Origin of the sequence: Rhizobium sp. ZK1 (assembly GCF_047782645.1) — a bacterium.
Classification (GTDB): Bacteria; Pseudomonadota; Alphaproteobacteria; order Rhizobiales; family Rhizobiaceae; genus Rhizobium.
Genome location: NZ_CP180586.1, coordinates 1,221,228 through 1,247,243, shown reverse-complemented (window position 1 = coordinate 1,247,243; position 26,016 = coordinate 1,221,228). Strand labels below are relative to the sequence as shown.

Sequence of the window (26,016 nt, the reverse complement as noted above, 5' to 3'; positions counted from 1 at the left end):
GGGCGCTAATTCTTGTTATAGGTCAATTGGTATTCCGGTCACTTCTGACCGGAATACTTTGCCTGGATTTCGGTTGCGACGTTCGACGGGACCGGCGCGTAGTGATCGAAGGTCATCGTGTACTGAGCACGGCCCTGCGACATGGAGCGCAGGTTGTCGACGTACTTGAACATGTTGGCCAGCGGGACGTTGGCATTGATGACAACGGCGACACCGCGGCTTTCCTGACCCTGGATCTGACCACGGCGGGAGTTCAGGTCGCCGATAACGTCACCAACATAGTCTTCCGGGGTAACGACTTCGACCTTCATCATCGGCTCAAGGAGCTGAGCTCCAGCCTTCTTTGCCGCTTCACGGAAGCAGGCGCGGGAAGCGATTTCGAACGCCAGGACCGAAGAGTCGACGTCGTGGAAGGCACCGTCGATGAGCGTCGCCTTGACGCCGAGCATCGGGAAGCCAGCCAGCGGACCGGAAGACAGAACGCTTTCGATACCCTTCTGAACGCCCGGGATGTATTCCTTCGGAACAGCACCGCCGACGATCTTGGATTCGAACTTGAAGTCGTCGCCATCCGGGTTCGGTTCGAAGACGATCTTGACGCGTGCGAACTGTCCGGTACCACCGGACTGCTTCTTGTGCGTGTAGTCTTCTTCGTGCTGGCGCGTGATGGTTTCGCGGTAAGCAACCTGCGGCGCGCCGACGTTTGCTTCAACCTTGAACTCACGGCGCATGCGGTCGACAATGATGTCGAGGTGCAGTTCGCCCATGCCAGCGATGATCGTCTGACCGGATTCCTGGTCCGTCTTCACGCGGAAGGACGGATCTTCGGCTGCCAGGCGGTTGAGCGCGAGGCCCATCTTTTCCTGGTCGCCCTTGGACTTCGGCTCGATAGCGATCTGGATGACCGGCTCCGGGAACTCCATGCGCTCGAGGATAACCGGCTTCAGCGGGTCGCAGAGCGTGTCACCCGTGGTGGTTTCCTTGAGACCTGCGAGAGCAACGATGTCACCGGCAAAGGCTTCTTCGATGTCTTCACGCGAGTTGGAGTGCATCTGCAGCATGCGGCCAACGCGCTCGCGCTTGTCCTTGACCGTGTTCATGACCGACGAACCCTTTTCGAGCTTGCCGGAGTAGATGCGGGCGAAGGTAAGCGAACCGACGAAGGGGTCGTTCATGATCTTAAACGCGAGCATGGAGAGCGGCTCGGAGTCATCTGCATGACGCTCGATTTCGGCTTCGGTCTTGAAGTCGATGCCCTTGATCGCGGGAATGTCGAGCGGCGACGGCAGGTAGTCGACAACGGCGTCGAGCAGCGGCTGAACGCCCTTGTTCTTGAAAGCCGTACCGCAGAACATCGGATGGAACTTGACGTCAATCGTACCGCGACGAACGAGTTCGCGGATCTTGTCGTTGTCGGGCATGTTGCCTTCGAGGTAGGCTTCCATCGCGGCTTCGTCGATCTCGACAACGGTCTCGATCAGCTTTTCGCGATATTCTTCAGCCTTGGCCTTCATGTCATCCGGGATCTCGACGACGTCCCACTGCGCGCCGAGCGATTCGTCGCGCCAGATGAGAGCGTTCATCTCGACGAGGTCGATAACGCCCTTGAAGTCGCTTTCAGCGCCGATCGGCAGCTGCATGACGACAGCGATCGCACCCAGACGGGTTTTGATCATCTCAACCGAGCGGTAGAAATCCGCACCGGTCTTGTCCATCTTGTTGCAGAAGATCATGCGCGGAACGTTGTACTTCTCAGCCTGGCGCCAGACGGTTTCCGTCTGCGGCTCGACACCGGCGTTGGCATCGAGCAGCGCGATGGCGCCGTCGAGAACGCGCAGCGAACGCTCGACTTCGATGGTGAAGTCGACGTGGCCGGGAGTGTCGATGATGTTGAAGCGGCGCATCTTGCCGTCACGGCCCTTCCAGAAGGTCGTGGTGGCAGCAGACGTGATCGTGATGCCGCGTTCCTGCTCCTGCTCCATCCAGTCCATCGTGGCTGCGCCATCGTGGACTTCACCGATCTTGTGCGACTTGCCGGTGTAATAAAGGATACGCTCGGTTGTCGTGGTCTTGCCGGCGTCGATGTGCGCCATGATACCGAAATTGCGGTAGTCTTCGATCTTATATTCGCGAGCCATTATGGACTGCCTTTCGATATCGTTCGGGATTACCAGCGATAATGCGAGAACGCGCGGTTGGCATCAGCCATCTTGTGCGTGTCTTCGCGCTTCTTAACCGCGGAACCGCGGTTGTTGGATGCGTCGAGAAGTTCGCCCGAAAGACGATCGATCATGGTGGTTTCGTTGCGCTTGCGCGCAGCAGCAATCAGCCAGCGGATGGCGAGAGCCTGGCGGCGCTCCGGACGGACATCGACCGGAACCTGGTAGGTCGCACCACCGACGCGGCGCGAACGGACTTCAACGTGCGGAGCGATGTTGTCGAGCGCGGAATGGAAAACCGTGAGCGGCTCCTGCTTCGACTTGCCCTGCACGGAGTCGAACGCGCCGTAAACGATGCTTTCAGCGACGGACTTCTTGCCGTCCAGCATGATGGCATTCATGAACTTCGTGACAACGAGGTCACCGAACTTCGGGTCCGGATTGATCTCGCGCTTTTCTGCTTTATGGCGTCTGGACATACTTCTCGTCTCTTTAACTGTTAAGGCGCTTCACCACGCGGAGGACCTCGCGCAGCGCCGGAATCTCACTTTCAAGCCTTTCCGGGCGATACCGCCCGGGGCGAAATTACTTCGGACGCTTCGCACCGTACTTGGAACGGCGCTGCTTGCGGTTCTTGACACCCTGGGTATCGAGAACGCCGCGGATGATGTGGTAACGGACACCCGGAAGGTCCTTGACGCGGCCGCCGCGGATCATGACGACAGAGTGTTCCTGAAGGTTGTGACCTTCACCGGGGATGTAACCAATGACTTCGAAGCCGTTGGTGAGGCGGATCTTTGCGACCTTACGCAGAGCCGAGTTCGGCTTCTTCGGCGTCGTGGTGTAAACGCGGGTGCAAACACCGCGCTTCTGCGGGTTCTCCTGAAGAGCGGGAACCTTGTTACGCTTTACGTTCGCCTGGCGAGGCTTGCGGATCAGCTGGTTTACGGTAGGCATTCAACCATCCCTTACGTTTGTCTCAGTACCCTTGCGGGCTCGAACTTCGCCGTTTCCGGCATTGCCACACATATTTCCCTCAATGCGCAAAATATGGCCCGATCCGCTTCCGCAGATGGACCACATAGAGCAGAGGACGCAAAAGGTGCGTCATGCGTGCAGCATCATGACTTCAACGTGCGTTTAGAACCTTGTTTGAGGCGATCTTCAGGGCGCGTCGCCCCGAACAGCCAAACCTCACATGGGATCCGATGGCGGGCGTACTACTGGTTTCCGCCCTGCTCGTCAAGGCCGGTTAAGAAATAATCTCCGCCCAGGCGACTTCAAAAGCCCTGAAAACAGGCTGTTTACAGGCTCTTTAAGCCGGTTAAAGATACCCGGCAAGATAAACTTGGGCATTGCAGCAAAAACAGATAGGAATCAGTATTTGCAGACATCAAGCCCTTATGTGGGATCTGCATATTGCGATTCTCAGAGAGCCGAAGGACAAAAAGATGATCGGGACACCGGACAACGACAACAATTTCGACGGACCGATGATTTTCATCATCATCGGCAAGGGCTATGAATCCGATACAAGCGAGGGCGTGGACCTGCACGTCATGCTGAAGGCTGCCGATGATGACAGCGCCGTGCGGGAAGCCTTGAACGCACTTGCCGAGGAAGGTTTCATCGAGGCCGATCTCGACCAGATCGGCATGTTGACCGAAGTGCCCTCCGAAGAACCGCACGCCTCCGCCTATCAGGGTGCACTGGACGGCGAAGTCTCGATCATCCGCTTCAGCTAAGCCTATAGACAAAGAATGGGCCTGCGCGCCGCGCGGGCCTGATCCTCCGCCCTCACCTTTCCATTTTGGCCGATATCAATGAGGGCGGCGGGCGCGCAGCGTGTAATCGCGATACCGTCGCCAACGGCCCCAGCAAGTTCGACATTCATCGCAAAGCCGCCGGCTTACCGGCGGCTTTGTCGTTTTCCGATTGGAATGAGGTATCCAGATATTACCGGACAAAAAAACCGCCCGGATTTCTCCGGGCGGCCTTGAATTTCCAGACTCTGGACTGCCTGTTATTCGGCGGCCGGAGCACTTTCGTTCGCCAGGTCCTGCAGCATCGGCGTTGCAGCCGCTGCCCCGGAGCCCTTGCGGCGCTCTTCCAGGATCAGGTCGTCGCGAGCCGTCGCGATGCGGCGGATCTGGGTCATGGTGCCACCGGTACCGGCCGGGATCAAGCGGCCGACGATGACGTTTTCCTTCAGACCCTGCAGGCCATCGGTCTTGCCAGCAATCGCGGCTTCCGTCAGCACCTTGGTCGTTTCCTGGAAGGACGCGGCCGAGATGAAGGACGGGGTCTGCAGCGATGCCTTGGTGATGCCGAGCAGAACCGGATCGCCACTGGCAGGCTTCTTGCCTTCCTCGATGAGCTGGTCGTTGACGTCTTCCAGCTCGATACGGTCGACATTGTCGCCGACGATGTAGGTGGAGTCGCCTGCATCGGTGATTTCCACCTTCTGCAGCATCTGACGGACAATCACCTCGATGTGCTTGTCGTTGATGACAACGCCCTGCAGACGATAGACTTCCTGGATTTCGTTGACGAGGTAGGAAGCCAAGGCTTCCACGCCCTTGATCGCCAGGATGTCGTGCGGAGCCGGGTTACCGTCGAGGATGTAATCACCCTTTTCGATATAGTCGCCTTCCTGAAGGTGGAAGGGCTTGCCCTTCGGGATCAGGTATTCAACAGGCTCGACACCGTCTTCTGCCGGCTCGATGATGACGCGGCGCTTGTTCTTGTAGTCGCGGCCGAGGCGGATCGTACCATCGATCTCTGCGATGATGGCGTGGTCCTTCGGACGACGAGCCTCGAACAATTCTGCAACGCGCGGAAGACCACCGGTGATGTCCTTGGTCTTGGCGCTCTCCAGCGGCGAACGGGCAAGAACGTCACCCTGGGAGACCTTCTGGCCCGGCTCGACGGACAGGATCGCATCGACCGAGAGCAGGAAGCGGGCTTCGCCACCGCGGGAGAGCTTCGCGACATTACCGCTTGCGTCCTTGATGACGATGGCCGGCTTCAGATCCGAACCGCGCGGGGTCGAACGCCAGTCGATAACCTGACGCTTGGTGATGCCGGTGGATTCGTCGGTCGCTTCGAGAACGGAGAGGCCGTCGACGACATCTTCGAACTGAACCGTACCGGCTACTTCCGTCATCATCGGACGGGTGTAGGGGTCCCACTCCGCCAGACGCTGACCGCGCTTGACCTTGTCGCCTTCGTCGACGTGCAGCTTCGAACCATAGGCAACACGCTGCGAGGAACGCTCCACGCCACGCTCGTCCAGGATCTGGACGGTCATGTTGCGGCCCATGGCAACGAGGTTGCCATCGGAGTTGCGCAGGATGTTACGGTTCTTGATCTGCACCGTACCTTCATACGAGGCTTCCAGGAACGACTGGTCGACCACCGTTGCGGTGCCACCAAGGTGGAACGTACGCATGGTGAGCTGCGTGCCCGGCTCGCCGATCGACTGAGCCGCGATAACGCCGACGGCTTCGCCCATGTTTACCGGCGTACCGCGCGCGAGGTCGCGGCCGTAGCAGACCGAGCAGACGCCCGTCTGGATTTCGCAGGTCAGTGCCGAGCGGATACGAATCGACTGGATACCAGCCTTCTCGATCTCGGTGACATCGGGCTCAAGGATCATCTTGCCGGCATCGACGATACGCTCGCCAGTAACCGGGTGGTCGATGTTGTCGAGGGCCGTACGGCCGAGGATGCGGGCGCCGAGCGAAGCAACGACCTGCCCGGCATCGACGATGGCGGTCATGGTGAGGCCGGATTCGGTACCGCAATCGACGTGCGTGACGATGCAGTCCTGCGCGACGTCGACGAGACGGCGGGTCAGGTAACCGGAGTTTGCGGTCTTCAAGGCGGTGTCTGCCAGACCCTTGCGGGCGCCGTGCGTCGAGTTGAAGTACTCGTTGACGGTCAGACCTTCCTTGAAGTTCGAGATGATCGGCGTCTCGATGATTTCACCCGACGGCTTGGCCATGAGGCCGCGCATACCGCCCAGCTGACGCATCTGGTTCGGAGAACCACGGGCACCCGAGTGCGACATCATGTAGATGGCGTTCATCGGCTTCTGGCGACCAGTCTTATCGTCGAACTCGACAGCCTTAATGCGGGCCATCATGTCTTCGGCGACCTTCTCCGTGGCCTTGCCCCACGCGTCAACGACCTTGTTGTACTTTTCGCCCTGAGTGATCAGACCGTCGTTGTACTGCTGTTCGTATTCCTTCACCAGGTTTTCGGTGTCGGCAACGATCTTCGCCTTGGATTCCGGAATGACCATGTCGTCCTTGCCGAACGAAATGCCGGCGCGGCAGGCATGGGTGAAACCGAGCTGCATGATGCGGTCGCAGAAGATGACCGTGTCCTTCTGGCCGCAGTGACGATAAACCGCGTCGATCATCCTGGAGATGTTCTTCTTGGTCATTTCCTGGTTGCAGATGTCGAAGGTCACCTTGCCGTTCTTCGGCAGAAGTTCGCCGATGAGCAGGCGGCCCGGCGTCGTCTCATAGATCTTCGAGTAGGGCTTGCCGTCCTCGCCGATCGACTTGAAGCGGCCGCGGATCTTGGTGTGCAGCGTCACGACCTTGTTTTCGAGCGCGTGATGCAGCTCACCGAGATCGGAGAAGGCCATGCCTTCGCCCGGCTCGTTCTGATTCACGATCGAGAGGTAGTAGAGGCCGAGAACCATGTCCTGCGACGGAACGATGATCGGTGCGCCGTTTGCCGGGTGCAGGATGTTGTTGGTCGACATCATCAGAACGCGGGCTTCGAGCTGGGCTTCGAGCGACAGCGGCACGTGAACGGCCATCTGGTCACCGTCGAAGTCGGCGTTGAAGGCCGTGCAGACGAGCGGATGCAGCTGGATCGCCTTGCCTTCGACCAGGATGGGTTCGAAGGCCTGGATGCCCAGGCGGTGCAGCGTCGGCGCGCGGTTCAAGAGAACCGGATGCTCGCGGATGACCTCATCGAGGATATCCCAAACTTCCGGCTTTTCCTTCTCAACCAGCTTCTTGGCCTGCTTGACGGTCGAGGAGTAACCCTTGGCGTCGAGGCGGGCGTAGATGAACGGCTTGAAGAGTTCGAGCGCCATCTTCTTCGGCAGGCCGCACTGATGCAGCTTCAGTTCCGGACCGGTCACGATGACCGAACGGCCGGAATAGTCGACGCGCTTGCCGAGCAGGTTCTGACGGAAGCGGCCCTGCTTGCCCTTGAGCATGTCGGACAGCGACTTCAGCGGACGCTTGTTGGCGCCGGTGATGACGCGGCCACGGCGGCCGTTGTCGAACAACGCATCGACAGATTCCTGCAGCATGCGCTTTTCGTTACGGATGATGATGCCCGGTGCGCGCAGTTCGATGAGACGCTTCAGACGGTTATTACGGTTGATAACGCGGCGATAGAGATCGTTCAGATCCGACGTCGCGAAACGACCGCCGTCCAGCGGAACGAGCGGACGGAGATCTGGCGGGATGACCGGAACGACCTTCATGATCATCCATTCGGGACGATTGCCGGATTCCATGAAGTTCTCGACGATCTTCAGGCGCTTCATCAGCTTCTTCTGCTTGAGATCCGACGTGGTGTCGGCAAGCTCGGAGCGCAGATCGCCAGCGATCTTTTCGAGATTCATCGATGCCAGCATCTCGTAGATGGCTTCCGCACCGATCATGGCCGTGAACTGGTCTTCACCATATTCGTCGACGGCGAGCATGTACTCTTCTTCCGTCAGGAGCTGGTGCTCCTTGAGCGCGGTGAGACCCGGCTCGGTGACGATATAGTGTTCGAAGTAGAGGACGCGCTCGACATCCTTCAGCGTCATGTCGAGCAGTGTGGAAATACGTGATGGCAGCGACTTCAGGAACCAGATATGGGCAACGGGAGCGGCGAGCTCGATATGGCCCATGCGCTCACGGCGAACGCGCGACAGAGTCACTTCGACGCCGCACTTTTCGCAGATGATGCCCTTGTACTTCATGCGCTTGTACTTGCCGCACAAGCACTCGTAGTCCTTGATCGGTCCGAAGATACGCGCGCAGAAGAGACCGTCGCGTTCCGGCTTGAACGTACGGTAGTTGATGGTTTCCGGCTTCTTGATCTCGCCGTAGGACCAGGAAAGAATCTTCTCCGGAGAGGCGATCGAAATCCGGATGGAATCGAAGTTCTGTGCAGGCACCTGCGGATTGAAAAGATTCATGACCTCTTGGTTCATGCCTGTCTCCTTCATGGGCGAAAGCGCCCTTATCTTGCGAGGGTTGGCGGCAAATCCCGGGAGCCGCGCCATCGCTTAAACGACAATAACCGCAGAATGCGGCGAAAGCGTCCCTGCCCGACCGACACATTACGGGGCCATGGCGGGAACGGTATGCGCTCTTTTAAAGAGCGCATACCCTATCAAGTGGTTATTCGGCAGCGTCCGGCAGCTGGCCTGCAGCCTGCAGATCCTCGACCTTGGAATTTTCGAGCTCGACCGAGAGACCCAGCGAGCGCATTTCCTTGACGAGAACGTTGAAGCTTTCCGGAATACCAGCCTCGAAGGTGTCGTCGCCACGGACGATCGCTTCGTAAACCTTGGTGCGGCCGGCCACGTCGTCCGACTTTACCGTCAGCATTTCCTGCAGCGTGTAGGCTGCGCCGTAAGCTTCAAGCGCCCAGACTTCCATTTCGCCGAAGCGCTGGCCGCCGAACTGTGCCTTGCCGCCCAGCGGCTGCTGGGTAACGAGCGAGTACGGGCCGATCGAACGAGCGTGAATCTTGTCGTCGACAAGGTGGTTCAGCTTGATCATGTACATGTAGCCGACGGTGACCTTGCGGTCGAAGGGCTCGCCGGTACGGCCATCGTAAAGAACCGACTGACCGGACTCGTGCAGACCTGCCTTCTTCAGCATCGAGGCAACGTCAGGCTCATGCGCACCGTCGAAGACCGGCGTTGCGATTGAGACGCCCTTGCGGGACTGTTCGGCCAGCTTGACGAGCGATGCGTCGTCGAAGTTGGCGACTTCGTCCTTGGCCTGGGAAGCATACACGTCCGTGAGCTCGCGCTTCAGGTCGGTGATGTCCATGGTCTTGCGATACTCTTCGAGCAGCTCGCCGATCTTCTTGCCCATGCCTGCGCAAGCCCATGCAAGATGGGTTTCGAGGATCTGGCCGACGTTCATGCGCGAAGGCACGCCGAGCGGGTTCAAGCAGATATCGACATGCGTACCGTCTTCGAGGAACGGCATGTCTTCGACCGGAACGATGCGCGATACGACACCCTTGTTGCCGTGACGGCCGGCCATCTTGTCGCCCGGCTGGATCTTGCGCTTAACAGCTACGAAGACCTTGACCATCTTCATGACGCCCGGAGGCATTTCATCGCCGCGCTGGACCTTTTCAACCTTGTCCATGAAGCGCTGTTCGAGGCGAGACTTGGATTCGTCGTACTGGCCGCGGAGCGCTTCGAGCTCGCTCTGGACCTTTTCGTCTTCGACGGCGAACATCCACCACTGCGAGCGGGGATATTCAGAAACGACGGCGTTCGACAGCTCGGTGCCCTTCTTGAAGCCCTTCGGGCCGGCAATGGAGGACTGGCCGCGCAGCATGTCGATCAGACGGCCGTAGACGTTACGGTCGAGGATCGCCTGTTCGTCGTCTCGGTCCTTTGCAAGACGCTCGATCTCTTCGCGCTCGATTGCCATCGCGCGCTCGTCCTTTTCAACGCCGTGGCGGTTGAAGACGCGCACTTCGACGATCGTGCCGTAGGTGCCGGGCGGCATGCGCATAGACGTGTCGCGCACGTCGGATGCCTTTTCACCGAAAATGGCGCGCAGGAGCTTTTCTTCCGGCGTCATCGGGCTTTCGCCCTTCGGCGTGATCTTGCCGACGAGGATATCGCCCGGCTGAACTTCGGCACCAATATAGACGATACCGGCTTCGTCGAGGTTCTTCAGCGCTTCTTCCGAAACGTTCGGGATGTCGCGCGTGATTTCTTCCGGACCAAGCTTGGTGTCACGAGCCATCACTTCGAATTCTTCGATGTGAATGGACGTGAACACGTCGTCGGCAACGATCCGTTCCGACATCAGGATCGAGTCTTCGTAGTTGTAGCCGTTCCAGGGCATGAACGCGACGAGCGCGTTGCGGCCGAGAGCCAGATCGCCGAGATCCGTCGACGGGCCGTCGGCGAGAATGTCGCCGCGGTTGACCACGTCACCGACGGTGACCAGCGGACGCTGGTTGACGCAGGTGTTCTGGTTCGAACGCTGGAACTTCTGCAGGCGGTAGATATCGACGCCGGACTTGCCAGCTTCGAGGTCTTCCGTGGCGCGGATAACGATACGCGTCGCGTCGACCTGGTCGACCACACCGCCGCGGCGTGCACCGATAGCAGCACCGGAGTCGCGGGCGACGACCGGTTCCATGCCGGTACCGACGAACGGCGCTTCAGCGCGCAGAAGCGGAACGGCCTGACGCTGCATGTTCGAGCCCATGAGAGCGCGGTTGGCGTCGTCGTTTTCCAGGAACGGGATGAGAGCGGCTGCGACCGAAACGACCTGCTTCGGCGAGACGTCCATCAGGTTCATGCTGTCGCGCGGAGCGAGCATAACTTCGCCAGCGTGGCGGCAGACGACGAATTCATCAACGAACGAACCGTCCGTCGTCAGTTCGGCGTTGGCCTGGGCAACGTAGTACTTCGCCTCTTCCATGGCGGAGAGGTAAAGCACGTCATTGGTCACCTTGCCGTCGACGATACGGCGGTATGGGCTTTCGATGAAGCCGTACTTGTTGACGCGTGCGAAGGTCGCCAGCGAGTTGATCAGACCGATGTTCGGGCCTTCCGGCGTTTCGATCGGGCAAATACGGCCGTAATGGGTCGGATGAACGTCGCGGACTTCGAAGCCAGCGCGCTCGCGGGTCAGACCGCCCGGACCAAGAGCCGAGAGACGGCGCTTGTGGGTGATTTCCGAGAGCGGGTTCACCTGGTCCATGAACTGCGACAGCTGCGAGGAACCGAAGAATTCGCGCACGGCTGCAGCAGCCGGCTTGGCGTTGATCAGGTCCTGCGGCATGACCGTGTCGATTTCGATCGAGGACATGCGCTCCTTGATCGCGCGCTCCATGCGGAGCAGGCCGAGACGGTACTGGTTCTCCATCAGTTCGCCGACCGAGCGGACGCGGCGGTTGCCAAGGTTGTCGATGTCGTCGATCTCGCCCTTGCCGTCGCGCAGCTCGACGAGCATCTTGACCACGGCCAGGATGTCGTCCTTGCGCAGGATGCGGACGGTGTCTTCGACGCTCAGGTCGAGGCGCATGTTCATCTTGACACGGCCGACGGCGGAGAGGTCGTAACGCTCCGCATCGAAGAACAGCGAGTTGAACATGGCTTCGGCCGATTCCATGGTCGGCGGTTCACCCGGACGCATGACACGGTAGATGTCGAACAGAGCATCCTGGCGGTTCTCGTTCTTGTCTGCTGCAAGCGTGTTGCGGATGTAGGCGCCGACATTGATGTGGTCGATGCCGAGAACCGGGATCTCGTCGAAGTGGTTGGCGAGGATGATGCCGAGCGTCTTCTCGTCGATTTCGTCGCCGGCTTCGAGATAGATCTCACCCGTCGAGTAGTTGACGATATCTTCGGCAAGGTAGTTGCCGTACAGATCGTCATCGGTCGCCTTGAGGGCTTTCAGGCCCTTGTCGGAGAGCTGGCGGAGCAGACGCGGGGTCAGCTTCTTGCCGGCTTCCACAACGACCTCGCCGGTATCGGCGTCGACCATCTCGGTGATCGCCTTGGCACCCTTCAGCGTCTCCGGCTTGAAGGGAATGCGCCAGCCTTCGCCGTCGCGCTTGTAGAGCGACTTCGTGTAGAAGGTGTCGAGGATTTCCTCACCGTCCATGCCGAGGGCCATCAGCAGCGACGTCACCGGAATCTTGCGGCGACGGTCGATACGGGCATAGACAATGTCCTTGGCGTCGAATTCGATATCGAGCCAGGAACCGCGATAAGGGATCACACGCGCAGCAAAGAGCAGCTTGCCGGAAGAATGGCTCTTGCCCTTGTCGTGATCGAAGAAGACGCCCGGCGAACGGTGCATCTGGGACACGATCACGCGCTCGGTGCCGTTAACGATGAACGTACCGTTGTTCGTCATGAGCGGCATGTCGCCCATGTAGACGGACTGTTCCTTGATGTCCTTGATCGACTTCGCGCCGGTATCCTCGTCGATATCGAACACGATGAGACGGAGAGTAACCTTCAGCGGCGCGGCATAGGTCAGGTCGCGCTGGCGGCATTCGTCGACGTCGAACTTCGGCGGTTCGAATTCATAGGACACGAACTCCAGCATGGAAGCGCCGGAGAAATCGGTGATCGGGAAAACGGACTTGAAGACAGCCTGGAGGCCTTCGTCGGGACGACCGCCCTTGGGCTCTTCAACCATCAGAAACTGGTCGTAGGATGCCTTCTGAACCTCGATGAGGTTCGGCATTTCTGCGACTTCGGGGATTTTACCAAAAAACTTGCGTACGCGCCTACGACCATTGAACGAAAGGGTCTGAGCCATCGTCGCTCCTTCAAAAATTGCATCCGGGCCTGCAACGGACGGGAACCGATGGCCAGTCGATCCCGTCAACCAATGAGTAGTTCAACCTCGTCCCACCTCCCGAAACAACCAGGCCGGATTGCCTTGGCGCCTCGGTTCGAGACCATGCTCTTGAAGAACCCATTACCCAAAAGCCGTTTTCACGCGGCTTTTGGGTAATTCGTTCAAAAAAACGGCAAATGGGAGGCCGTAAATACCGCCTCCCAAATGCAGTTCAAGATTACTTGACGTCGGCCTTTGCGCCAGCGTCTTCAAGCTTCTTCTTGATGTCAGCGGCTTCAGCCTTGGAAACGCCTTCCTTGACAGCCTTCGGAGCGCCTTCGACGAGGTCCTTGGCTTCCTTGAGGCCGAGACCGGTGATGGCGCGGACTTCCTTGATGACGTTGATCTTGTTGGCGCCGGCATCCGTGAGGATGACGTCGAACTCGGTCTTTTCTTCTTCAGCCGGAGCAGCTGCACCGCCTGCACCACCAGCAACGGCAGCAACAGCTACCGGAGCAGCGGCGGAAACGCCCCACTTTTCTTCGAGCAGCTTGGAAAGCTCAGCGGCTTCCAGGACGGTCAGCGAGGAGAGGTCTTCAACGATCTTTGCGAGATCAGCCATTTTCTAGTTCCTTTTGTTCGGTTCGAACTGTTGAGTTTGTACAGCGAAAAACCGCCTTAAGCGGCTTCGTCCTTCTTGGCATAGGCCGAGAACACACGAGCAAGCTGGCTTGCCGGTGCTGCAACAACGCCTGCAATGCGGGTAGCCGGAGTCTGGATCATGCCCAGCAGCTTCGCACGCAGTTCGTCCAGCGAAGGCAGGGTCGCAAGCGACTTGACACCTTCGGCGTTCAGCGTTGTCGTGCCCATGGCGCCGCCGAGAACCACGATCTTGTCGTTGGTCTTGGCGAAATCCATGACGACCTTCGGAGCGGTGATCGGATCATTGCTGTAAGCAATGAGGGTCTGACCCTTGAAGAGATTGGAAATCCCTTCCGCTTCCGTACCCTGAAGGGCAATTTTGGCCAGGCGGTTCTTCGCGACTTTGACGGTGCCGCCAGCAGCGCGCATCTTCGAACGAAAATCGTTCATCTGTGCGACTGTAGCACCAGCATAGTGGGCCACGACAACCGAGCCCGATGCCTTGAAGACATCGTTCAGTTCCGTGACGAATTCGCGCTTTTCCGCTCTTTCCACTGCCTATCTCCAGTTGGCGGGACCGTTTGAACGGACCCACCGGGTTGCCTTTGCCTCCTGGGATCAGAAGCGATCCCAAGCGACGCTTGAGGATCCTGTCCCCTCGCGCTCCGCGCCACTAAAGGCAAAGGAGGCACAAGGCATCCAAGGCTCGAACCGATTTCCTAGAAGTAGAACTTCATGCAATTCGGGTCTTACCCGTCTCATGCAGGCAAAGTGATTAAGGGAAAACCACCTGCAATCTCGGACAGGATTCCGGATTTCTCCGGAATATCCCGGCCCCTTGCGAGGCCGGAATTCTTGTAATCGGGCCGGAGCCCGATGAAACTTAAGCAGCCGTAACCGCTGCGGTGACCGAGCCAACTTCGATCTTGACGCCCGGACCCATGGTCGAGGAGATCGCTACGCGCTTGACGTAGTTGCCCTTGGCGCCAGCCGGCTTCGCCTTGATGACGGCGTCAGCGAAGGCACGGATGTTTTCTTCCAGAGCCTTGGCATCGAAGGATGCCTTGCCGATGCCGGCGTGAACGATACCAGCCTTTTCGACGCGGAACTCGACAGCGCCGCCCTTGGAAGCCTTGACGGCACCAGCAACATCCATCGTAACCGTACCGACCTTCGGGTTCGGCATCATGCCGCGCGGGCCGAGAACCTTACCGAGACGACCGACGAGCGGCATCATGTCCGGGGTCGCGATGCAGCGATCGAATTCGATCTTGCCGCCCTGGACGATTTCGACGAGCTCTTCTGCGCCGACGATGTCAGCGCCGGCAGCCTTGGCTTCATCAGCCTTGATGCCGCGAGCGAAAACGGCGACACGAACGGTACGGCCGGTGCCGTTCGGCAGATTGACCACGCCGCGAACCATCTGGTCTGCGTGACGAGGATCAACACCGAGGTTCATCGAAACTTCGATCGTTTCATCGAACTTCGCTACGGCACGTTCCTTGACCATGCCGATGGCGGTCGTCAGAGCGTAGAGTTTGGTCGGATCAACACCTTCGTTGATCTTCTGAGTGCGCTTGCCTGCCATGGTCTTAACCCACCACTTCCAGGCCCATGGCGCGGGCAGAGCCCTCGATCATCGCCATTGCACCTTCGATATCTGCCGCGTTCAGGTCCTTCATCTTGGCTTCGGCGATCGTCTTGATCTGAGCCTTGGTGAGGGTACCAGCCTTTGCGCCCTTGCCCGGGGTCTTGGAACCGGACTGGATCTTGGCTTCCTTCTTCAGCCAGTAGCTAACCGGCGGCTGCTTCATGACGAAGGTGAAGGACTTGTCCTGGTAATAGGTGATGACGACCGGGATCGGCATGCCCTTTTCCATTTCCTGCGTAGCCGCATTGAACGACTTGCAGAACTCCATGATGTTAATGCCACGCTGACCAAGCGCCGGACCAATCGGCGGAGACGGGTTTGCCGATCCTGCCTTGACCTGAAGCTTGAGCTGGCCTGCAACTTTCTTAGCCATATCTCTCTGCCTTTCACTGGCGGCCGGTCGCCCGGCCCTTGATGCCGGATCGCTCCGGCGGCTGCGGTTGCGTGGTGCGGATCATTGAGGTCCGGCTAAGACCCCTTACCTTCCACGCGATGCGGCTTTCGCCGCCACAGACATCAGTAAGCACTTACTGATGTCCGACCTCCAACAATCAGACCTTCTCGACCTGAGCGTATTCCAGTTCGACCGGAGTCGCGCGGCCGAAGATCGACACTTCCACCTTCAGGCGCGAACGCTCTTCATCCACATCCTGAACCGTGCCATTGAACGACGCGAACGGACCATCGGAAACGCGAACCTGCTCGCCGATCTCGAACGTGACGGAGGCCTTCGGACGCTCGACACCTTCCTGAACCTGACCGAGAATGCGCTCAGCTTCAGAATCCGGAATCGGAACCGGCTTGTTATCAGAACCGAGGAAGCCCGTAACCTTCGGCGTATTCTTGATCAGGTGATAGGCCTCATCCGTCAGGTTGGCGCGAACCATGACATAGCCCGGGAAGAACTTGCGCTCGGAATCGACCTTACGGCCACGGCGCACTTCCACCACCTTTTCGGTCGGCACGAGGATCTTTTCGAACAGATGCTCAAGCCCCTTCTGGCGAGCCTTGTTCTCGATGTCCTCAGCGACCTTCTTTTCAAAATTGGAATATGCGTGGACGATGTACCAACGTGCCGCCATTTTCATCTCCACCCGTATCAGTTGCCGGTGTTGAGCACGAAGCTCAGCGCCCAGCCAATGAGCTGGTCAGCGGCAAAGAAAAACAGCGCAGCAAAAACAACCATAACGAGTACCATGACCGTCGAGATCATCGTCTCGCGGCGCGACGGCCAAGTAACTTTAGACGTTTCCGTGCGGACCTGCTGCAGAAACGCGAATGGATTGGATTTGGATGCCATCGACTGCCCACGCAATTACGGCGCGTAAAGCTGAAACTATCAGCCCCACGCACCGCGTGTCTGTTGAACCCTAAATAAACATCGATCTCCGAATACACAAGAGGGAAACCGACGTTTGACGAAATTTGTCGCCATATAAACAATCCTCGCCGGAACGCCGCGATACGCCCGCGCTGTCCGTTCAAGGAAAATGGCAGGGGCAGAGGGGCTCGAACCCCCGACCTGCGGTTTTGGAGACCGCCGCTCTACCAACTGAGCTATACCCCTTTACGCTTTGCATTCAGCCCTTTGACCTTGCAATCATGAGCCGGTGAGAAGCATGGCGCTCCCTTTAAGACGGCGGCTCAGGATATGCAAGAGCGATTTTCGATTTTCAGAACCATTCTCCGCAGACAGCCGGGAGAAGCGGCCGGCAGCCGCTGATCCCGCCGCCGGACACAGCCTGCAATGAGCCCGGCAGGAATGTCCACTTGACCGGAATCTCAGACTTTCACGTATTTGCGCCAGTCGTGCTCTTCCTTGAAGCCAAGCACCTCGCGAATCTTCCGGTTGGAAAGCAGGCCTTCATATTCACCGATCTCGCGAGTGAAAGGCACATTCGGGAAGAAGCGTTTGGCGAGCTCTTTCGACGGCGTGTTGGCCGAGACAGTGTTGTTGGCAGCGTTGAAGACCTGGAAACCCAGTCCATCCTTCTCGATGCAGAGATGGACGATCTGGCCGAGATCGCGGGCGTCGATATAGCTCCAGGCGATGCGCTTGCGCATCTCCGGATTAGCGAAATAGGTCGGGAACTTCTCGTACTCATGCGGCTCGATAACGTTGCCGATGCGCAGCGCATAGATGTCAAAGCCCGAACGTTCGGCAAAAGCGCGCGCCGTCTTCTCGTTCAGGACCTTGGAAAGGCCGTAGGAATCCATCGGGTTGACATCATACTCTTCCTCCAGCGGGAACTGGTGGAAGTCGCGATGACCTTCGGCGAAGCAGACACCATAGGTGGTCTCGCTCGAGGCGACAATGATCTTCCTGATGCCGAGCTTCACCGCCGCGTCGATGACATTGTAGGTGCCCATCGTGTTGATGCGGAAGGTCTCGTTGTCGGGCTTGATCAGGATGCGCGGCACCGCAGCGAAGTGGACGACGGCGTCGAAGGGCTGCACACCCTTGCCCGATTCCAGATCGGGAAAATCCCGGTGCATGGAAAGCACATTGAACATCTGGCCGCTATCGGTGATGTCGGCAATGAGATTGGTGACACCGGGGCTTTCCAGCGGTACGAGATCGACATTATGGACCTCATAGCCTGCATTGACGAGCCACGGCACGGCATGGCGTCCGGCTTTGCCCGAACCACCTGTGAAAAGAACACGCTTTTTCATGGAATATCCTCCGCATCATGAAATCGGAGGCATAGATAAACTCTTCCGCGCGAAGAGCAAGCGAGCGTCTCGAAAGCAGGTTCAAACCCGCTTCGGCCAGGAGCTCCCGACTGGAAGCACCTGCCCTGTCATTTCCAATCACCGCCGGATTTTCCGGCGATCCTGCAAGGTCGTCACTTGACGACGCTTACCTCATCCAGCTGCACGCCGGCCGCCTGAACGACCTCTTGCGGAATCGCAGCGATGAAAAACATTGTGAAAACATACATTGCGAATATCGTCGCAACGAAGGTGGCCTTTTGAATCATGCTGGCTCTCCTTTCTACAAGAAGGAGTCTGGACCAAAAAAGCCGGATCGCAAAACGCTTTCTGAACGCGAGATGAATAAAGTACTGCGTCTGGAAATTTTAACGATATTTTTACAACATCTCATGGACGGCCAGGCGCCTATCAGAAACGAAAAAACCCCGCTGTTTCCAGCAGGGTTTTTCCTTAATCGGGGATAGTCCCGGATTACTCGACGATGGAAGCAACGATGCCTGCACCGACGGTGCGGCCGCCTTCGCGGATCGCGAAGCGAAGCTTTTCTTCCATCGCGATCGGAACGATCAGCTCGACGTCAACGGTGACGTTGTCGCCAGGCATGACCATTTCCGTGCCTTCCGGAAGCGTGACGATACCCGTCACGTCCGTCGTGCGGAAGTAGAACTGCGGACGGTAGTTCGTGAAGAACGGCGTATGACGGCCGCCTTCTTCCTTCGTCAGGATGTAGGCTTCGGCCTTGAACTTCTTGTGCGGCTTGACAGAGCCCGGCTTGCACAGGATCTGGCCACGCTCGACGCCGTCACGGTTCACACCGCGAACCAGTGCGCCGATGTTGTCGCCGGCCTGGCCCTGGTCGAGCAGCTTGCGGAACATTTCAACGCCGGTCACCGTCGTCTTCGACGTCGGACGGATGCCGACGATCTCGACTTCTTCACCAACCTTGACGATGCCACGCTCGACGCGGCCGGTCACAACCGTACCGCGGCCCGAGATCGAGAACACGTCTTCGATCGGCATCAGGAACGGCTGGTCGATCGGACGCTCAGGCGTCGGGATGTAGGCGTCAACCTGAGCCATCAGCTCGCGGATCGCGTCTTCACCGATCTTCTTGTCGGAATCTTCAAGCGCAGCAAGCGCCGAACCCTTGACGACCGGGATATCGTCGCCCGGGAAGTCGTAGGACGACAGAAGTTCGCGCACTTCCAGTTCGACGAGCTCGAGAAGCTCGGCGTCGTCAACCTGGTCGACCTTGTTCAGGAAGACAACGATTGCCGGAACGCCTACCTGGCGGGCGAGCAGGATGTGCTCGCGCGTCTGCGGCATCGGGCCGTCAGCAGCAGAGCAGACCAGGATCGCGCCGTCCATCTGCGCAGCACCCGTGATCATGTTCTTCACATAGTCGGCGTGCCCGGGGCAGTCGACGTGCGCATAGTGGCGGTTCGGCGTCTCATACTCGACGTGGGCCGTCGAAATGGTGATGCCGCGCGCCTTTTCTTCCGGTGCCGCGTCGATCTGGTCATACGCCTTGAACTCACCGAAGTACTTCGTGATCGCTGCCGTCAGAGACGTCTTGCCGTGGTCAACGTGGCCGATCGTGCCAATGTTGACGTGCGGCTTGTTGCGCTCAAACTTACTCTTTGCCATTTGAATGCTTCCTGTGGACGTAAAATGGGTGACCCCGGCGAACCGGTTTAGTGCCGCCGTTTAAGGCTTTCGGCGAAATTGCGCAAGACTTAATTGCAGACGCCATTCTTGGCGTGTGGCCGGATATGGGAGACAATTCACAACCCACAAGACGATTCGCCTGCCCCCTCCCCAAAATCCCTGAAATTTCAGACGAAAATCGAAAGAAGGGCGGGCTCGCGTCTTCACCGACCCTGGTCGTGACTGCAATCTCCGCAGTCGTCGCGCAAGCATCATATGGTGTCGGCAACGCAGAACCTTCCGGCCCAGACGCAAAGCACCACGACAGATCTTCTATGAAGGGGAACGATATGGAGCGGGTAGCGGGAATCGAACCCGCGTATTCAGCTTGGAAGGCTGCTGCTCTACCATTGAGCTATACCCGCGGGGTGGTCCGATCCAATGACGAATGGTGGAGAGAGTTGGATTTGAACCAACGTAGGCTGAGCCAACGGATTTACAGTCCGTCCCCTTTAACCACTCGGGCATCTCTCCAGTTTTTCGTCCGGATCTTGAAGACCAAGTTCATCAGACTTTGAAGCGTTGCCGCCCCGTCGTCTGCGCCGCGTATATGACCGGACGATTTCAGTCTGTCAACACGATGACAATGGAAAATACAGGAAAAATTTCATTGTCCGTTGAAAGCCGGCGCATGAAAGAAGGCCTATGCGGCAACAGGCGCCATCGTTATAAAGCCGCATGAGCAAAGATAAAAAATCCGGCGGCACGCCCGCCACCGACAAGTCCGCAAAGGACACCCATTACGCAACGCTCCGGCGCGCGCACCGCGACGCCAAGCGCGAACGCGGCGAAATCCCGACACCAGCGCCGCAGAAGCGCAAGCGAGGCGCTGATGACTGGAAGCCGCCGGCGCTCGCCCCCGATCAGGTCTTCCTCTACGGCCTTCACACCGTTCGCGCCGCGCTTGAAAACCCTGAACGCAAGAACATCAAGCTGTCGATAACGCAGAACGCGCTTGCGCGACTGGAGGTCGATCCCGACGTGATCGGCATTCCGGTCGAGATGGTTTCGCCGCAGGATATCGACAAGGTGCTCGGCCCCGAAGCGATCCATCAGGGCGTGATGCTGGAAACGCGCCCCCTGCCCGTCCGGCGGCTGGAAGCGCTGAAGGACAGCCCGCTGCTTCTCGTGCTCGACCAGGTGACCGATCCGCACAATGTCGGCGCCATCATGCGCTCGGCCGTCGCCTTCAACGCCGGCGCCGTCATCACCACCCAGAGACATAGCCCGACCGAATCGGGCGTGCTCGCCAAATCGGCTTCGGGCGCGCTGGAGCTCATACCTTATATACAGATCACCAATCTCTCGGATGCGCTCGGCGAGTTGCACAAGCTCGGCTTCTTCACGATCGGTCTCGATTCGGAGGGGCCGGCGCCGCTCGAAGGCACATTCTCAGGCGGCAGAATCGCATTGGTGCTCGGCTCCGAAGGCAAGGGCTTGCGGCAGAAGACCCGGGAGACCGTCAGCGCGCTCGCCCGCCTCGACATGCCCGGCGCCATCAAATCGCTGAACGTGTCGAATGCCGCAGCGATTGCCCTTTATGCGGCAAGGCTGCACCTGAAGGCATAGGCGGCAGCCGACGGGTTTCCGTTGCGTCACGTAGAGTCTATTGAGAGCGAAGGCCTGCGTGGCGGCCATCGTGGTTGAACACCTGCCCTCATCGTCCATATTGGACCTTGGAAAGAGCGCGCCGGTCGTTAAGATCGGCGACGCATTTTACCCTCGGGGCGTTGGTAAAAAGGAAATCCGCATTATGGCATTTCGACCGCTGATCTTCGGCGTTCTCTTCATCGCGGTCTTCGTCATGGTCATTTTGAGCATCATCTGGGTGGACAAGTCGCACCCAATCCGCCAGCCCGATCCCCTGGCACCATCGACGACGCCATCCAATCCACCTCCATCCGTGCAATAGCAAATCCGGAACCGGTAAAGCGTTCACACGTTACTTTCCGCAGACAAACAGGGATTTAATGTCCATGCGCCTGATGATTGCCGTCGTTGTCGTCATGATTGCCTCCGTTCTCAGCATCGCAATGATGTCACCGTCCGGCGCAGGGCAGACCGGCAATGGTGCGAAGATCGAATCGAGCGTGAACGAATCCGCACAAAAGTGACTGCGTATCGCCTCATTGGACAAGACGCAGTCAATGCGTCTGAACGGATTAAGCAAAAATCCCGCCGCAAAAAATTGCGGCGGGATTTTTCTGGAGCTGGAAATGCTTTCTAGGTTAGCGATCAGCTCCGATAGAGCCAATAGGGTCCGCCGTGATGGCGGCGCCAATATTGACGCTCGCGCCAACGCTCTTCCCGCCACGGGCTCCAGCGGCGCTCATAACCCCAAGCCGGGCGCCAATAACGACGTTCACGCCAATGGCGGCGCTCGCGCCAGTCGCGGCGATCACCCCAATCCCGATCGCCGCCACGGACCTGGATAACATCGCTCTGTTGCGAGACGGCAGGACGGTCGAGAGGGACAGCCGCCGCCGGGGCTACGGCGGAAAACAAAGTGCCGGCCGAAAGGGCGGCTGCTAGGAGAAAACTGGAGATCCTCATGGCTCACTTCCTCGTTTCTGATGAAGCGAGAATGATCGAGCGCGCCTGAATTGCCGCTGAATCGACCCTTCAGTCTCTGTTCATGTAATGGACTGGCTGGAAAACTGGTGCCCCCGGCAGGGTTCGAACCCGCGACCCCCTGATTACAAATCAGGTGCTCTACCAACTGAGCTACAAGGGCAATGGCTGCGAAGTAGCAGATTCTGATCTTTTGTAAAGAAAATTTGCCTTTTCCGGCAACGGGGCAAATCTATCCACAGCGGAGGTTTGTGCCATCAGCGCTTCGATAAGGATTCAAGTCGAGCGCGGACGTAACCTGCCGCGGCATATCGATCGAAGGGCGGCGGGCCTATCTCTTTGTTTCCAAGATCGCCCAAACTCTGGCAGCAGACGCAAAACGTCTTGTCGTAGAACCCCTTTATCCTTTAGCTAGAGCAACATAACAAAGGGCATTGCATGGGCCGGTCATTTCAGACGCTTTCTTTTATCGCCTCGCCGACCACGGAAGCGCTCGCCGCGCGAGACGAACTGATTCGCCTTTACGGCGATGTGCCCGCAAACGAGGCCGATGTGATCGTCGCGCTCGGCGGCGACGGCTTCATGCTTCAGACGCTGCACAGCACGATGAACAGCGGCAAGCTCGTCTACGGCATGAATTGTGGATCCGTCGGCTTTCTGATGAACGACTACAAGACGGACGGCCTGCACGACCGCATCTGCGCCGCCGTCGAGAATGCGTTTCACCCACTCAAGATGACGACATCCAATGCCGACGGCAGCAACTCGTCGGCGCTTGCGATCAACGAGGTCTACCTTTTCCGGCAATCCTATCAGGCGGCGAAGCTCAGGGTGGAAATCGACGGGCGCGTGCGGCTGGAGGAGCTGATCTGCGATGGCTTGATGGTGGCCACGCCTGCCGGCTCGACCGCCTACAATCTTTCCGCCCACGGTCCGATCCTCCCGCTCGATGCCCCCTTGCTCGCCATGACGCCGGTCAGCGCCTTCCGGCCGCGGCGCTGGCGCGGAGCGCTGCTTCCCAACCGGGTGACCGTCGACATCCATATATTGGAAGCCGAGAAGCGGCCTGTGAATGCGGTCGCCGACAATACCGAGATCAAATCCATATTGCATGTGCGCATCGCCCAGTCCGAGGACATGACGGCACGCATCCTTTCCGATCCCGACCGCTCATGGTCGGACCGGATTCTGGCGGAACAGTTCGAGGATTGAAACGATGGCGATGCAGCAAGCATTTATGACGGCGCTCCTTGTTTCGGGCTGGGCGATCGCCGCCGAGGCGCAGACCGTTCACGACGATATCCTGCCGGCCTCGATCATCTTCGCGATCAGCACCGGCTATTGGGAAGATGACGGCAATTCGCTGCCGGTCGAGCGTGCCCCGACAACCACGCAGAGCGTCAGCACCCAAAATGTGAGCGGGGAGGATGCCAAGCCGCAGCAGCGGCACGGCTATTACAAGCTTTTCGCCGTGCGCCAGCCGGACAAAACCTCCAAGATCTATCTGCAGCAGATGGCGCAGAGCGACGCCGGACCTGCCATTGTCTCGACGGTCGAACTGCAGGAAATCAGCGACCTCAAGCCTTATGTCACAGATATCCGGCCCGAGAACTCGAGCGGCATCATCAAGGAGCCGGGCCTTTTCGCCACGGTCTACCTGAAGACCGATGCTGCTGCCGAATCCGACGGCTGGACGGTGCTGATCGACGAGTTCGGCGATATCACCGTGGAGAAAGCGACGAACTGAGCGTCGCAGGCTATTCATCGGGGCTAAACCATGAGACTCGGCTTTCGCGAAGGCGTTCTCCACGACGAGACGCGGCCGGACTGGGATGGGACCGGCCTAAGACCTGTCCGCTGGTCCCTGTGGTATCCGGCAGCCGAGGGCTCGCTTGAAACCGAAATTCCGGGACGAATCTGGTTCCGGAGGGCCGCGGTCGCCCGCGATGCACCCATCCGGCCGGCGCCGAAATCCTATCCGCTGGTCCTGCTGTCGCATGGTACCGGCGGCTCGGCAGCCGGGCTGGAATGGCTCGCCCGCCGTCTGGTCGATCGTGGTTTTATCGCTCTCGGCGTCGACCATCATGGCAATACCGGCGGCGAAGCTTATCGCGCCGAGGGTTTTGCCTGTCTATGGGAGCGCGCGCCCGATCTGAGCTTCATGCTCGACCGCCGAAAAGACTGGCAGGGCGATCTGGCCGGACAGCTCGATACGGACAGCGTGTTCGCTACCGGATTTTCAGCTGGCGCTTATACGGTGATGCTGCTTCTCGGTGCTGTCGCTCAATTCTCGCAGTTCGAACAATCCAGGCTGAAACCCGGAGGGCCGCGCGGCCCGAGGGAATTTCCCGACCTCGCCGATCATATCCCGTCGCTGCTCCGCACGAGCACGGCATTTCGCGAATCATGGTCGCGGATGTCGCGATCCTATCGCGACAACAGAATCAAGGCCGCGCTGGTCTGCGCGCCCGGTCGTTCTATCCGCTGCTTCAGCGACAAGAGCCTGAAAGCCATCCACAAGCCTGCCCTCATTCTGGTCGGCGATGCCGACAGCACGGCCCCGGCCGAAGAATGTTCGTCATGGCTGCATGCGCGGCTTGATCGAAGCACCTTGAAAATCCTTCCGGGCGGTCTTGGGCATTATATCTTCCTGCCGGAAGGCACGGCATTGGGACTCTCCTTTGCAGAGCTCCTGTTTACCGATCCGGCGGGTATTGAACGTGCTGATGTCCACGAGGAGATCGCCGAACTATCGGGTGCGTTCTTTCACGGAACCGACATTTCTGCGGACGTCTGAAAAAGAAAAAGCCCCGCTTCCGGAGCTTTCTATTTCAGGTCTGTCTTTGCCGATCAGTCGACGTCATCGACGACAGCATCGGCTGCGCCGCTGATGCGGTGAGCAAGTGCTGCTTCCATGAATTCGTTCAGATCGCCATCGAGCACGTCATCGGGAGCAGTGCTTGTAACGCCGGTACGCAGGTCCTTCACGAGCTGGTAGGGCTGCAGAACGTAGGAGCGGATCTGGTGGCCCCAGCCGATATCCGTCTTGGAGGCGGCTTCGGCGTTTGCGGCCTCTTCGCGTTTCTTCAGTTCGGCTTCATACATGCGGGCACGCAGCATTTCCCAGGCCTTGGCGCGGTTCTTATGCTGTGAGCGTTCCTGCTGGCAGGCGACGACGATACCGGTCGGAATGTGGGTGATACGTACGGCCGAGTCCGTCGTGTTGACGTGCTGGCCGCCGGCACCCGACGAGCGGTAGGTATCGATACGGCAATCGCTTTCATTGATCTCGATGTTGATCGAGTCATCGACGACAGGATAGACCCAGATCGACGAGAACGAGGTATGGCGGCGCGCATTGCTGTCATAAGGCGAGATGCGCACGAGGCGGTGCACGCCCGATTCCGTCTTCAGCCAGCCATAGGCATTGTGGCCCTTGACCAGCAGGGTCGCGGACTTGATGCCGGCTTCTTCGCCGTCATGCACCTCCATGAGCTCGACCTTGAAGCGCTGGCGCTCAGCCCAGCGGGTATACATGCGCAGGAGCATGTTCGCCCAGTCCTGGCTTTCCGTGCCGCCTGCGCCGGAATGGACTTCCAGATAGGTGTCGTTGCCGTCGGCCTCGCCTGACAGCATGGCTTCGACCTGTCGGCGGGCGGCCTCGGCCTGCAGGCCTTTCAGCGCGTCCTCGGCTTCCTTGACAATGCTCTCATCGCCCTCTTCCTCGCCGAGTTCGACAAGCTCTATATTGTCGGTAAGCTGCTGCTCCAGCGACCTGACGCCATTGATGCCGTCATCGAGCTGCTGGCGCTCGCGCATCAGCTTCTGGGCTTCCTGCGCATCGTTCCAGAGGTTGGGATCCTCTGCCTTGTTGTTCAACCAGTCCAGTCGTCTTACCGCCTGGTCCCAGTCAAAGATGCCTCCTCAGCAGGGTGATAGCCTGCTTGGTTTCATCGACTACGTTCTGGATTTCCGCTCGCAT

The 26,016-nt window shown here is 58.8% G+C and carries 23 protein-coding genes and 4 tRNA genes; 7 read left to right on the top strand and 20 right to left on the bottom strand.

The window, feature by feature from the left end; all coding sequences use genetic code 11:
- Nucleotides 1-38: 38 nt before the first annotated feature.
- The 3 genes from fusA to rpsL all read right to left on the bottom strand — a co-directional run bounded on the left by fusA (nt 39) and on the right by rpsL (nt 3,116).
- A complete protein-coding gene (gene fusA / locus ACK9YZ_RS06290; protein WP_216757737.1) occupies nt 39-2,138 on the bottom strand; it encodes an elongation factor G in 2,100 nt (699 codons plus the stop codon).
- Nucleotides 2,139-2,167: 29 nt separating this feature from the next.
- Nucleotides 2,168-2,638 (bottom strand): 30S ribosomal protein S7, encoded by a 471-nt coding sequence (gene rpsG, locus ACK9YZ_RS06285; RefSeq protein WP_007817128.1) that lies wholly within the window; start codon nt 2,636-2,638, stop codon nt 2,168-2,170.
- A 106-nt stretch (nt 2,639-2,744) separates the two neighbouring features.
- Nucleotides 2,745-3,116, bottom strand: coding sequence for a 30S ribosomal protein S12 (gene rpsL / locus ACK9YZ_RS06280; protein ID WP_003547537.1), 372 nt, complete (start codon nt 3,114-3,116; stop codon nt 2,745-2,747).
- A gap of 494 nt (nt 3,117-3,610) precedes the next feature.
- On the opposite strand from rpsL, the gene ACK9YZ_RS06275 reads away from it, so the two are divergent.
- On the top strand, nt 3,611-3,904 hold the full coding sequence (locus ACK9YZ_RS06275) for a transcriptional regulator (RefSeq protein ID WP_112547859.1): 294 nt from the start codon (nt 3,611-3,613) through the stop codon (nt 3,902-3,904).
- A gap of 278 nt (nt 3,905-4,182) precedes the next feature.
- Here the strand turns inward: ACK9YZ_RS06275 and rpoC are convergent, their stop codons facing one another.
- The 14 genes from rpoC to ACK9YZ_RS06205 form a co-directional block, all read right to left on the bottom strand.
- Nucleotides 4,183-8,394 carry a DNA-directed RNA polymerase subunit beta' gene (gene rpoC / locus ACK9YZ_RS06270; RefSeq protein ID WP_216757736.1) on the bottom strand — a complete coding sequence of 1,404 codons (4,212 nt, stop codon included), beginning with the start codon at nt 8,392-8,394 and terminating at the stop codon, nt 4,183-4,185.
- Nucleotides 8,395-8,584: 190 nt separating this feature from the next.
- Nucleotides 8,585-12,724 (bottom strand): DNA-directed RNA polymerase subunit beta, encoded by a 4,140-nt coding sequence (rpoB, locus tag ACK9YZ_RS06265; protein ID WP_216757735.1) that lies wholly within the window; start codon nt 12,722-12,724, stop codon nt 8,585-8,587.
- 259 nt (nt 12,725-12,983) lie between these two features.
- The gene (gene rplL / locus ACK9YZ_RS06260) at nt 12,984-13,367 is read right to left on the bottom strand and encodes a 50S ribosomal protein L7/L12 (RefSeq protein ID WP_004669074.1); all 384 of its coding nucleotides are present in this window, start codon (nt 13,365-13,367) and stop codon (nt 12,984-12,986) included.
- Between the two features lie 56 nt (nt 13,368-13,423).
- The gene (rplJ, locus tag ACK9YZ_RS06255) at nt 13,424-13,942 is read right to left on the bottom strand and encodes a 50S ribosomal protein L10 (protein ID WP_183730074.1); all 519 of its coding nucleotides are present in this window, start codon (nt 13,940-13,942) and stop codon (nt 13,424-13,426) included.
- Nucleotides 13,943-14,270: 328 nt separating this feature from the next.
- Nucleotides 14,271-14,975 carry a 50S ribosomal protein L1 gene (gene rplA / locus ACK9YZ_RS06250; protein WP_216757734.1) on the bottom strand — a complete coding sequence of 235 codons (705 nt, stop codon included), beginning with the start codon at nt 14,973-14,975 and terminating at the stop codon, nt 14,271-14,273.
- Between the two features lie 4 nt (nt 14,976-14,979).
- On the bottom strand, nt 14,980-15,411 hold the full coding sequence (rplK, locus tag ACK9YZ_RS06245) for a 50S ribosomal protein L11 (protein WP_112547865.1): 432 nt from the start codon (nt 15,409-15,411) through the stop codon (nt 14,980-14,982).
- Between the two features lie 178 nt (nt 15,412-15,589).
- Nucleotides 15,590-16,120 carry a transcription termination/antitermination protein NusG gene (gene nusG, locus ACK9YZ_RS06240; RefSeq protein ID WP_007817111.1) on the bottom strand — a complete coding sequence of 177 codons (531 nt, stop codon included), beginning with the start codon at nt 16,118-16,120 and terminating at the stop codon, nt 15,590-15,592.
- 17 nt (nt 16,121-16,137) lie between these two features.
- On the bottom strand, nt 16,138-16,338 hold the full coding sequence (gene secE, locus ACK9YZ_RS06235; protein ID WP_183730080.1) for a preprotein translocase subunit SecE: 201 nt from the start codon (nt 16,336-16,338) through the stop codon (nt 16,138-16,140).
- Between the two features lie 191 nt (nt 16,339-16,529).
- Nucleotides 16,530-16,605: transfer RNA gene (locus ACK9YZ_RS06230), tRNA-Trp, on the bottom strand.
- Between the two features lie 215 nt (nt 16,606-16,820).
- A complete protein-coding gene (locus ACK9YZ_RS06225) occupies nt 16,821-17,714 on the bottom strand; it encodes an NAD-dependent epimerase/dehydratase family protein (protein WP_216757732.1) in 894 nt (297 codons plus the stop codon).
- A 173-nt stretch (nt 17,715-17,887) separates the two neighbouring features.
- On the bottom strand, nt 17,888-18,022 hold the full coding sequence (locus tag ACK9YZ_RS06220) for a hypothetical protein (protein WP_281411246.1): 135 nt from the start codon (nt 18,020-18,022) through the stop codon (nt 17,888-17,890).
- Between the two features lie 205 nt (nt 18,023-18,227).
- On the bottom strand, nt 18,228-19,403 hold the full coding sequence (gene tuf, locus ACK9YZ_RS06215) for an elongation factor Tu (protein WP_183730064.1): 1,176 nt from the start codon (nt 19,401-19,403) through the stop codon (nt 18,228-18,230).
- A gap of 351 nt (nt 19,404-19,754) precedes the next feature.
- Nucleotides 19,755-19,828: transfer RNA gene (locus tag ACK9YZ_RS06210), tRNA-Gly, on the bottom strand.
- A 24-nt stretch (nt 19,829-19,852) separates the two neighbouring features.
- Nucleotides 19,853-19,937, bottom strand: a tRNA-Tyr gene (locus ACK9YZ_RS06205).
- Nucleotides 19,938-20,141: 204 nt separating this feature from the next.
- On the opposite strand from ACK9YZ_RS06205, the gene rlmB reads away from it, so the two are divergent.
- The 3 genes from rlmB to ACK9YZ_RS06190 all read left to right on the top strand — a co-directional run bounded on the left by rlmB (nt 20,142) and on the right by ACK9YZ_RS06190 (nt 21,577).
- Complete coding sequence (rlmB, locus tag ACK9YZ_RS06200; RefSeq protein ID WP_416066013.1) at nt 20,142-21,032, top strand: 23S rRNA (guanosine(2251)-2'-O)-methyltransferase RlmB; 891 nt, start codon at nt 20,142-20,144, stop codon at nt 21,030-21,032.
- A gap of 58 nt (nt 21,033-21,090) precedes the next feature.
- Complete coding sequence (locus tag ACK9YZ_RS06195; RefSeq protein ID WP_216758972.1) at nt 21,091-21,375, top strand: hypothetical protein; 285 nt, start codon at nt 21,091-21,093, stop codon at nt 21,373-21,375.
- 64 nt (nt 21,376-21,439) lie between these two features.
- Nucleotides 21,440-21,577 (top strand): hypothetical protein, encoded by a 138-nt coding sequence (locus tag ACK9YZ_RS06190; protein ID WP_216757730.1) that lies wholly within the window; start codon nt 21,440-21,442, stop codon nt 21,575-21,577.
- Nucleotides 21,578-21,698: 121 nt separating this feature from the next.
- On the opposite strand, the gene ACK9YZ_RS06185 is transcribed toward ACK9YZ_RS06190, so the two are convergent.
- Both ACK9YZ_RS06185 and ACK9YZ_RS06180 read right to left on the bottom strand, forming a co-directional pair.
- Nucleotides 21,699-22,016: a hypothetical protein gene (locus ACK9YZ_RS06185; RefSeq protein ID WP_216757729.1), complete on the bottom strand. Its 318-nt coding sequence runs from the start codon at nt 22,014-22,016 to the stop codon at nt 21,699-21,701.
- A 105-nt stretch (nt 22,017-22,121) separates the two neighbouring features.
- A tRNA-Thr gene (locus tag ACK9YZ_RS06180) sits at nt 22,122-22,197 on the bottom strand.
- A 275-nt stretch (nt 22,198-22,472) separates the two neighbouring features.
- Here ACK9YZ_RS06180 and ACK9YZ_RS06175 point away from each other — a divergent pair.
- From ACK9YZ_RS06175 to ACK9YZ_RS06165, 3 genes are read left to right on the top strand one after another with little or no spacing between them, the layout of a single operon-like run.
- Entirely contained in the window at nt 22,473-23,246 is a 774-nt protein-coding gene (locus ACK9YZ_RS06175; protein ID WP_183730094.1) for an NAD kinase, read from the top strand.
- Between the two features lie 4 nt (nt 23,247-23,250).
- A complete protein-coding gene (locus tag ACK9YZ_RS06170; RefSeq protein ID WP_416066012.1) occupies nt 23,251-23,781 on the top strand; it encodes a hypothetical protein in 531 nt (176 codons plus the stop codon).
- Between the two features lie 30 nt (nt 23,782-23,811).
- Nucleotides 23,812-24,831 carry an alpha/beta hydrolase family protein gene (locus ACK9YZ_RS06165; RefSeq protein ID WP_416066011.1) on the top strand — a complete coding sequence of 340 codons (1,020 nt, stop codon included), beginning with the start codon at nt 23,812-23,814 and terminating at the stop codon, nt 24,829-24,831.
- 53 nt (nt 24,832-24,884) lie between these two features.
- Here the strand turns inward: ACK9YZ_RS06165 and prfB are convergent.
- Nucleotides 24,885-26,016, bottom strand: a protein-coding gene (gene prfB / locus ACK9YZ_RS06160; RefSeq protein ID WP_416066010.1) for a peptide chain release factor 2 whose coding sequence is annotated in 2 segments (ribosomal slippage) — nt 24,885-25,946 and nt 25,948-26,016 — 1,131 coding nt in all. Because the reading frame shifts where the segments join, the coding sequence is not laid out codon by codon here.

What these genes read in the sequence shown, in the direction of transcription:
- fusA (WP_216757737.1), bottom strand. Translation starts at nt 2,138, where the DNA reads ATGGCTCGCGAATATAAGATCGAAGACTACCGCAATTTCGGTATCATG.
- rpsG (WP_007817128.1), bottom strand. Translation starts at nt 2,638, where the DNA reads ATGTCCAGACGCCATAAAGCAGAAAAGCGCGAGATCAATCCGGACCCG.
- rpsL (WP_003547537.1), bottom strand. Translation starts at nt 3,116, where the DNA reads ATGCCTACCGTAAACCAGCTGATCCGCAAGCCTCGCCAGGCGAACGTA.
- ACK9YZ_RS06275 (WP_112547859.1), top strand. Translation starts at nt 3,611, where the DNA reads ATGATCGGGACACCGGACAACGACAACAATTTCGACGGACCGATGATT.
- rpoC (WP_216757736.1), bottom strand. Translation starts at nt 8,394, where the DNA reads ATGAACCAAGAGGTCATGAATCTTTTCAATCCGCAGGTGCCTGCACAG.
- rpoB (WP_216757735.1), bottom strand. Translation starts at nt 12,724, where the DNA reads ATGGCTCAGACCCTTTCGTTCAATGGTCGTAGGCGCGTACGCAAGTTT.
- rplL (WP_004669074.1), bottom strand. Translation starts at nt 13,367, where the DNA reads ATGGCTGATCTCGCAAAGATCGTTGAAGACCTCTCCTCGCTGACCGTC.
- rplA (WP_216757734.1), bottom strand. Translation starts at nt 14,975, where the DNA reads ATGGCAGGCAAGCGCACTCAGAAGATCAACGAAGGTGTTGATCCGACC.
- rplK (WP_112547865.1), bottom strand. Translation starts at nt 15,411, where the DNA reads ATGGCTAAGAAAGTTGCAGGCCAGCTCAAGCTTCAGGTCAAGGCAGGA.
- nusG (WP_007817111.1), bottom strand. Translation starts at nt 16,120, where the DNA reads ATGGCGGCACGTTGGTACATCGTCCACGCATATTCCAATTTTGAAAAG.
- secE (WP_183730080.1), bottom strand. Translation starts at nt 16,338, where the DNA reads ATGGCATCCAAATCCAATCCATTCGCGTTTCTGCAGCAGGTCCGCACG.
- ACK9YZ_RS06225 (WP_216757732.1), bottom strand. Translation starts at nt 17,714, where the DNA reads ATGAAAAAGCGTGTTCTTTTCACAGGTGGTTCGGGCAAAGCCGGACGC.
- ACK9YZ_RS06220 (WP_281411246.1), bottom strand. Translation starts at nt 18,022, where the DNA reads ATGATTCAAAAGGCCACCTTCGTTGCGACGATATTCGCAATGTATGTT.
- tuf (WP_183730064.1), bottom strand. Translation starts at nt 19,403, where the DNA reads ATGGCAAAGAGTAAGTTTGAGCGCAACAAGCCGCACGTCAACATTGGC.
- rlmB (WP_416066013.1), top strand. Translation starts at nt 20,142, where the DNA reads ATGAGCAAAGATAAAAAATCCGGCGGCACGCCCGCCACCGACAAGTCC.
- ACK9YZ_RS06190 (WP_216757730.1), top strand. Translation starts at nt 21,440, where the DNA reads ATGCGCCTGATGATTGCCGTCGTTGTCGTCATGATTGCCTCCGTTCTC.
- ACK9YZ_RS06185 (WP_216757729.1), bottom strand. Translation starts at nt 22,016, where the DNA reads ATGAGGATCTCCAGTTTTCTCCTAGCAGCCGCCCTTTCGGCCGGCACT.
- ACK9YZ_RS06175 (WP_183730094.1), top strand. Translation starts at nt 22,473, where the DNA reads ATGGGCCGGTCATTTCAGACGCTTTCTTTTATCGCCTCGCCGACCACG.
- ACK9YZ_RS06170 (WP_416066012.1), top strand. Translation starts at nt 23,251, where the DNA reads ATGGCGATGCAGCAAGCATTTATGACGGCGCTCCTTGTTTCGGGCTGG.
- ACK9YZ_RS06165 (WP_416066011.1), top strand. Translation starts at nt 23,812, where the DNA reads ATGAGACTCGGCTTTCGCGAAGGCGTTCTCCACGACGAGACGCGGCCG.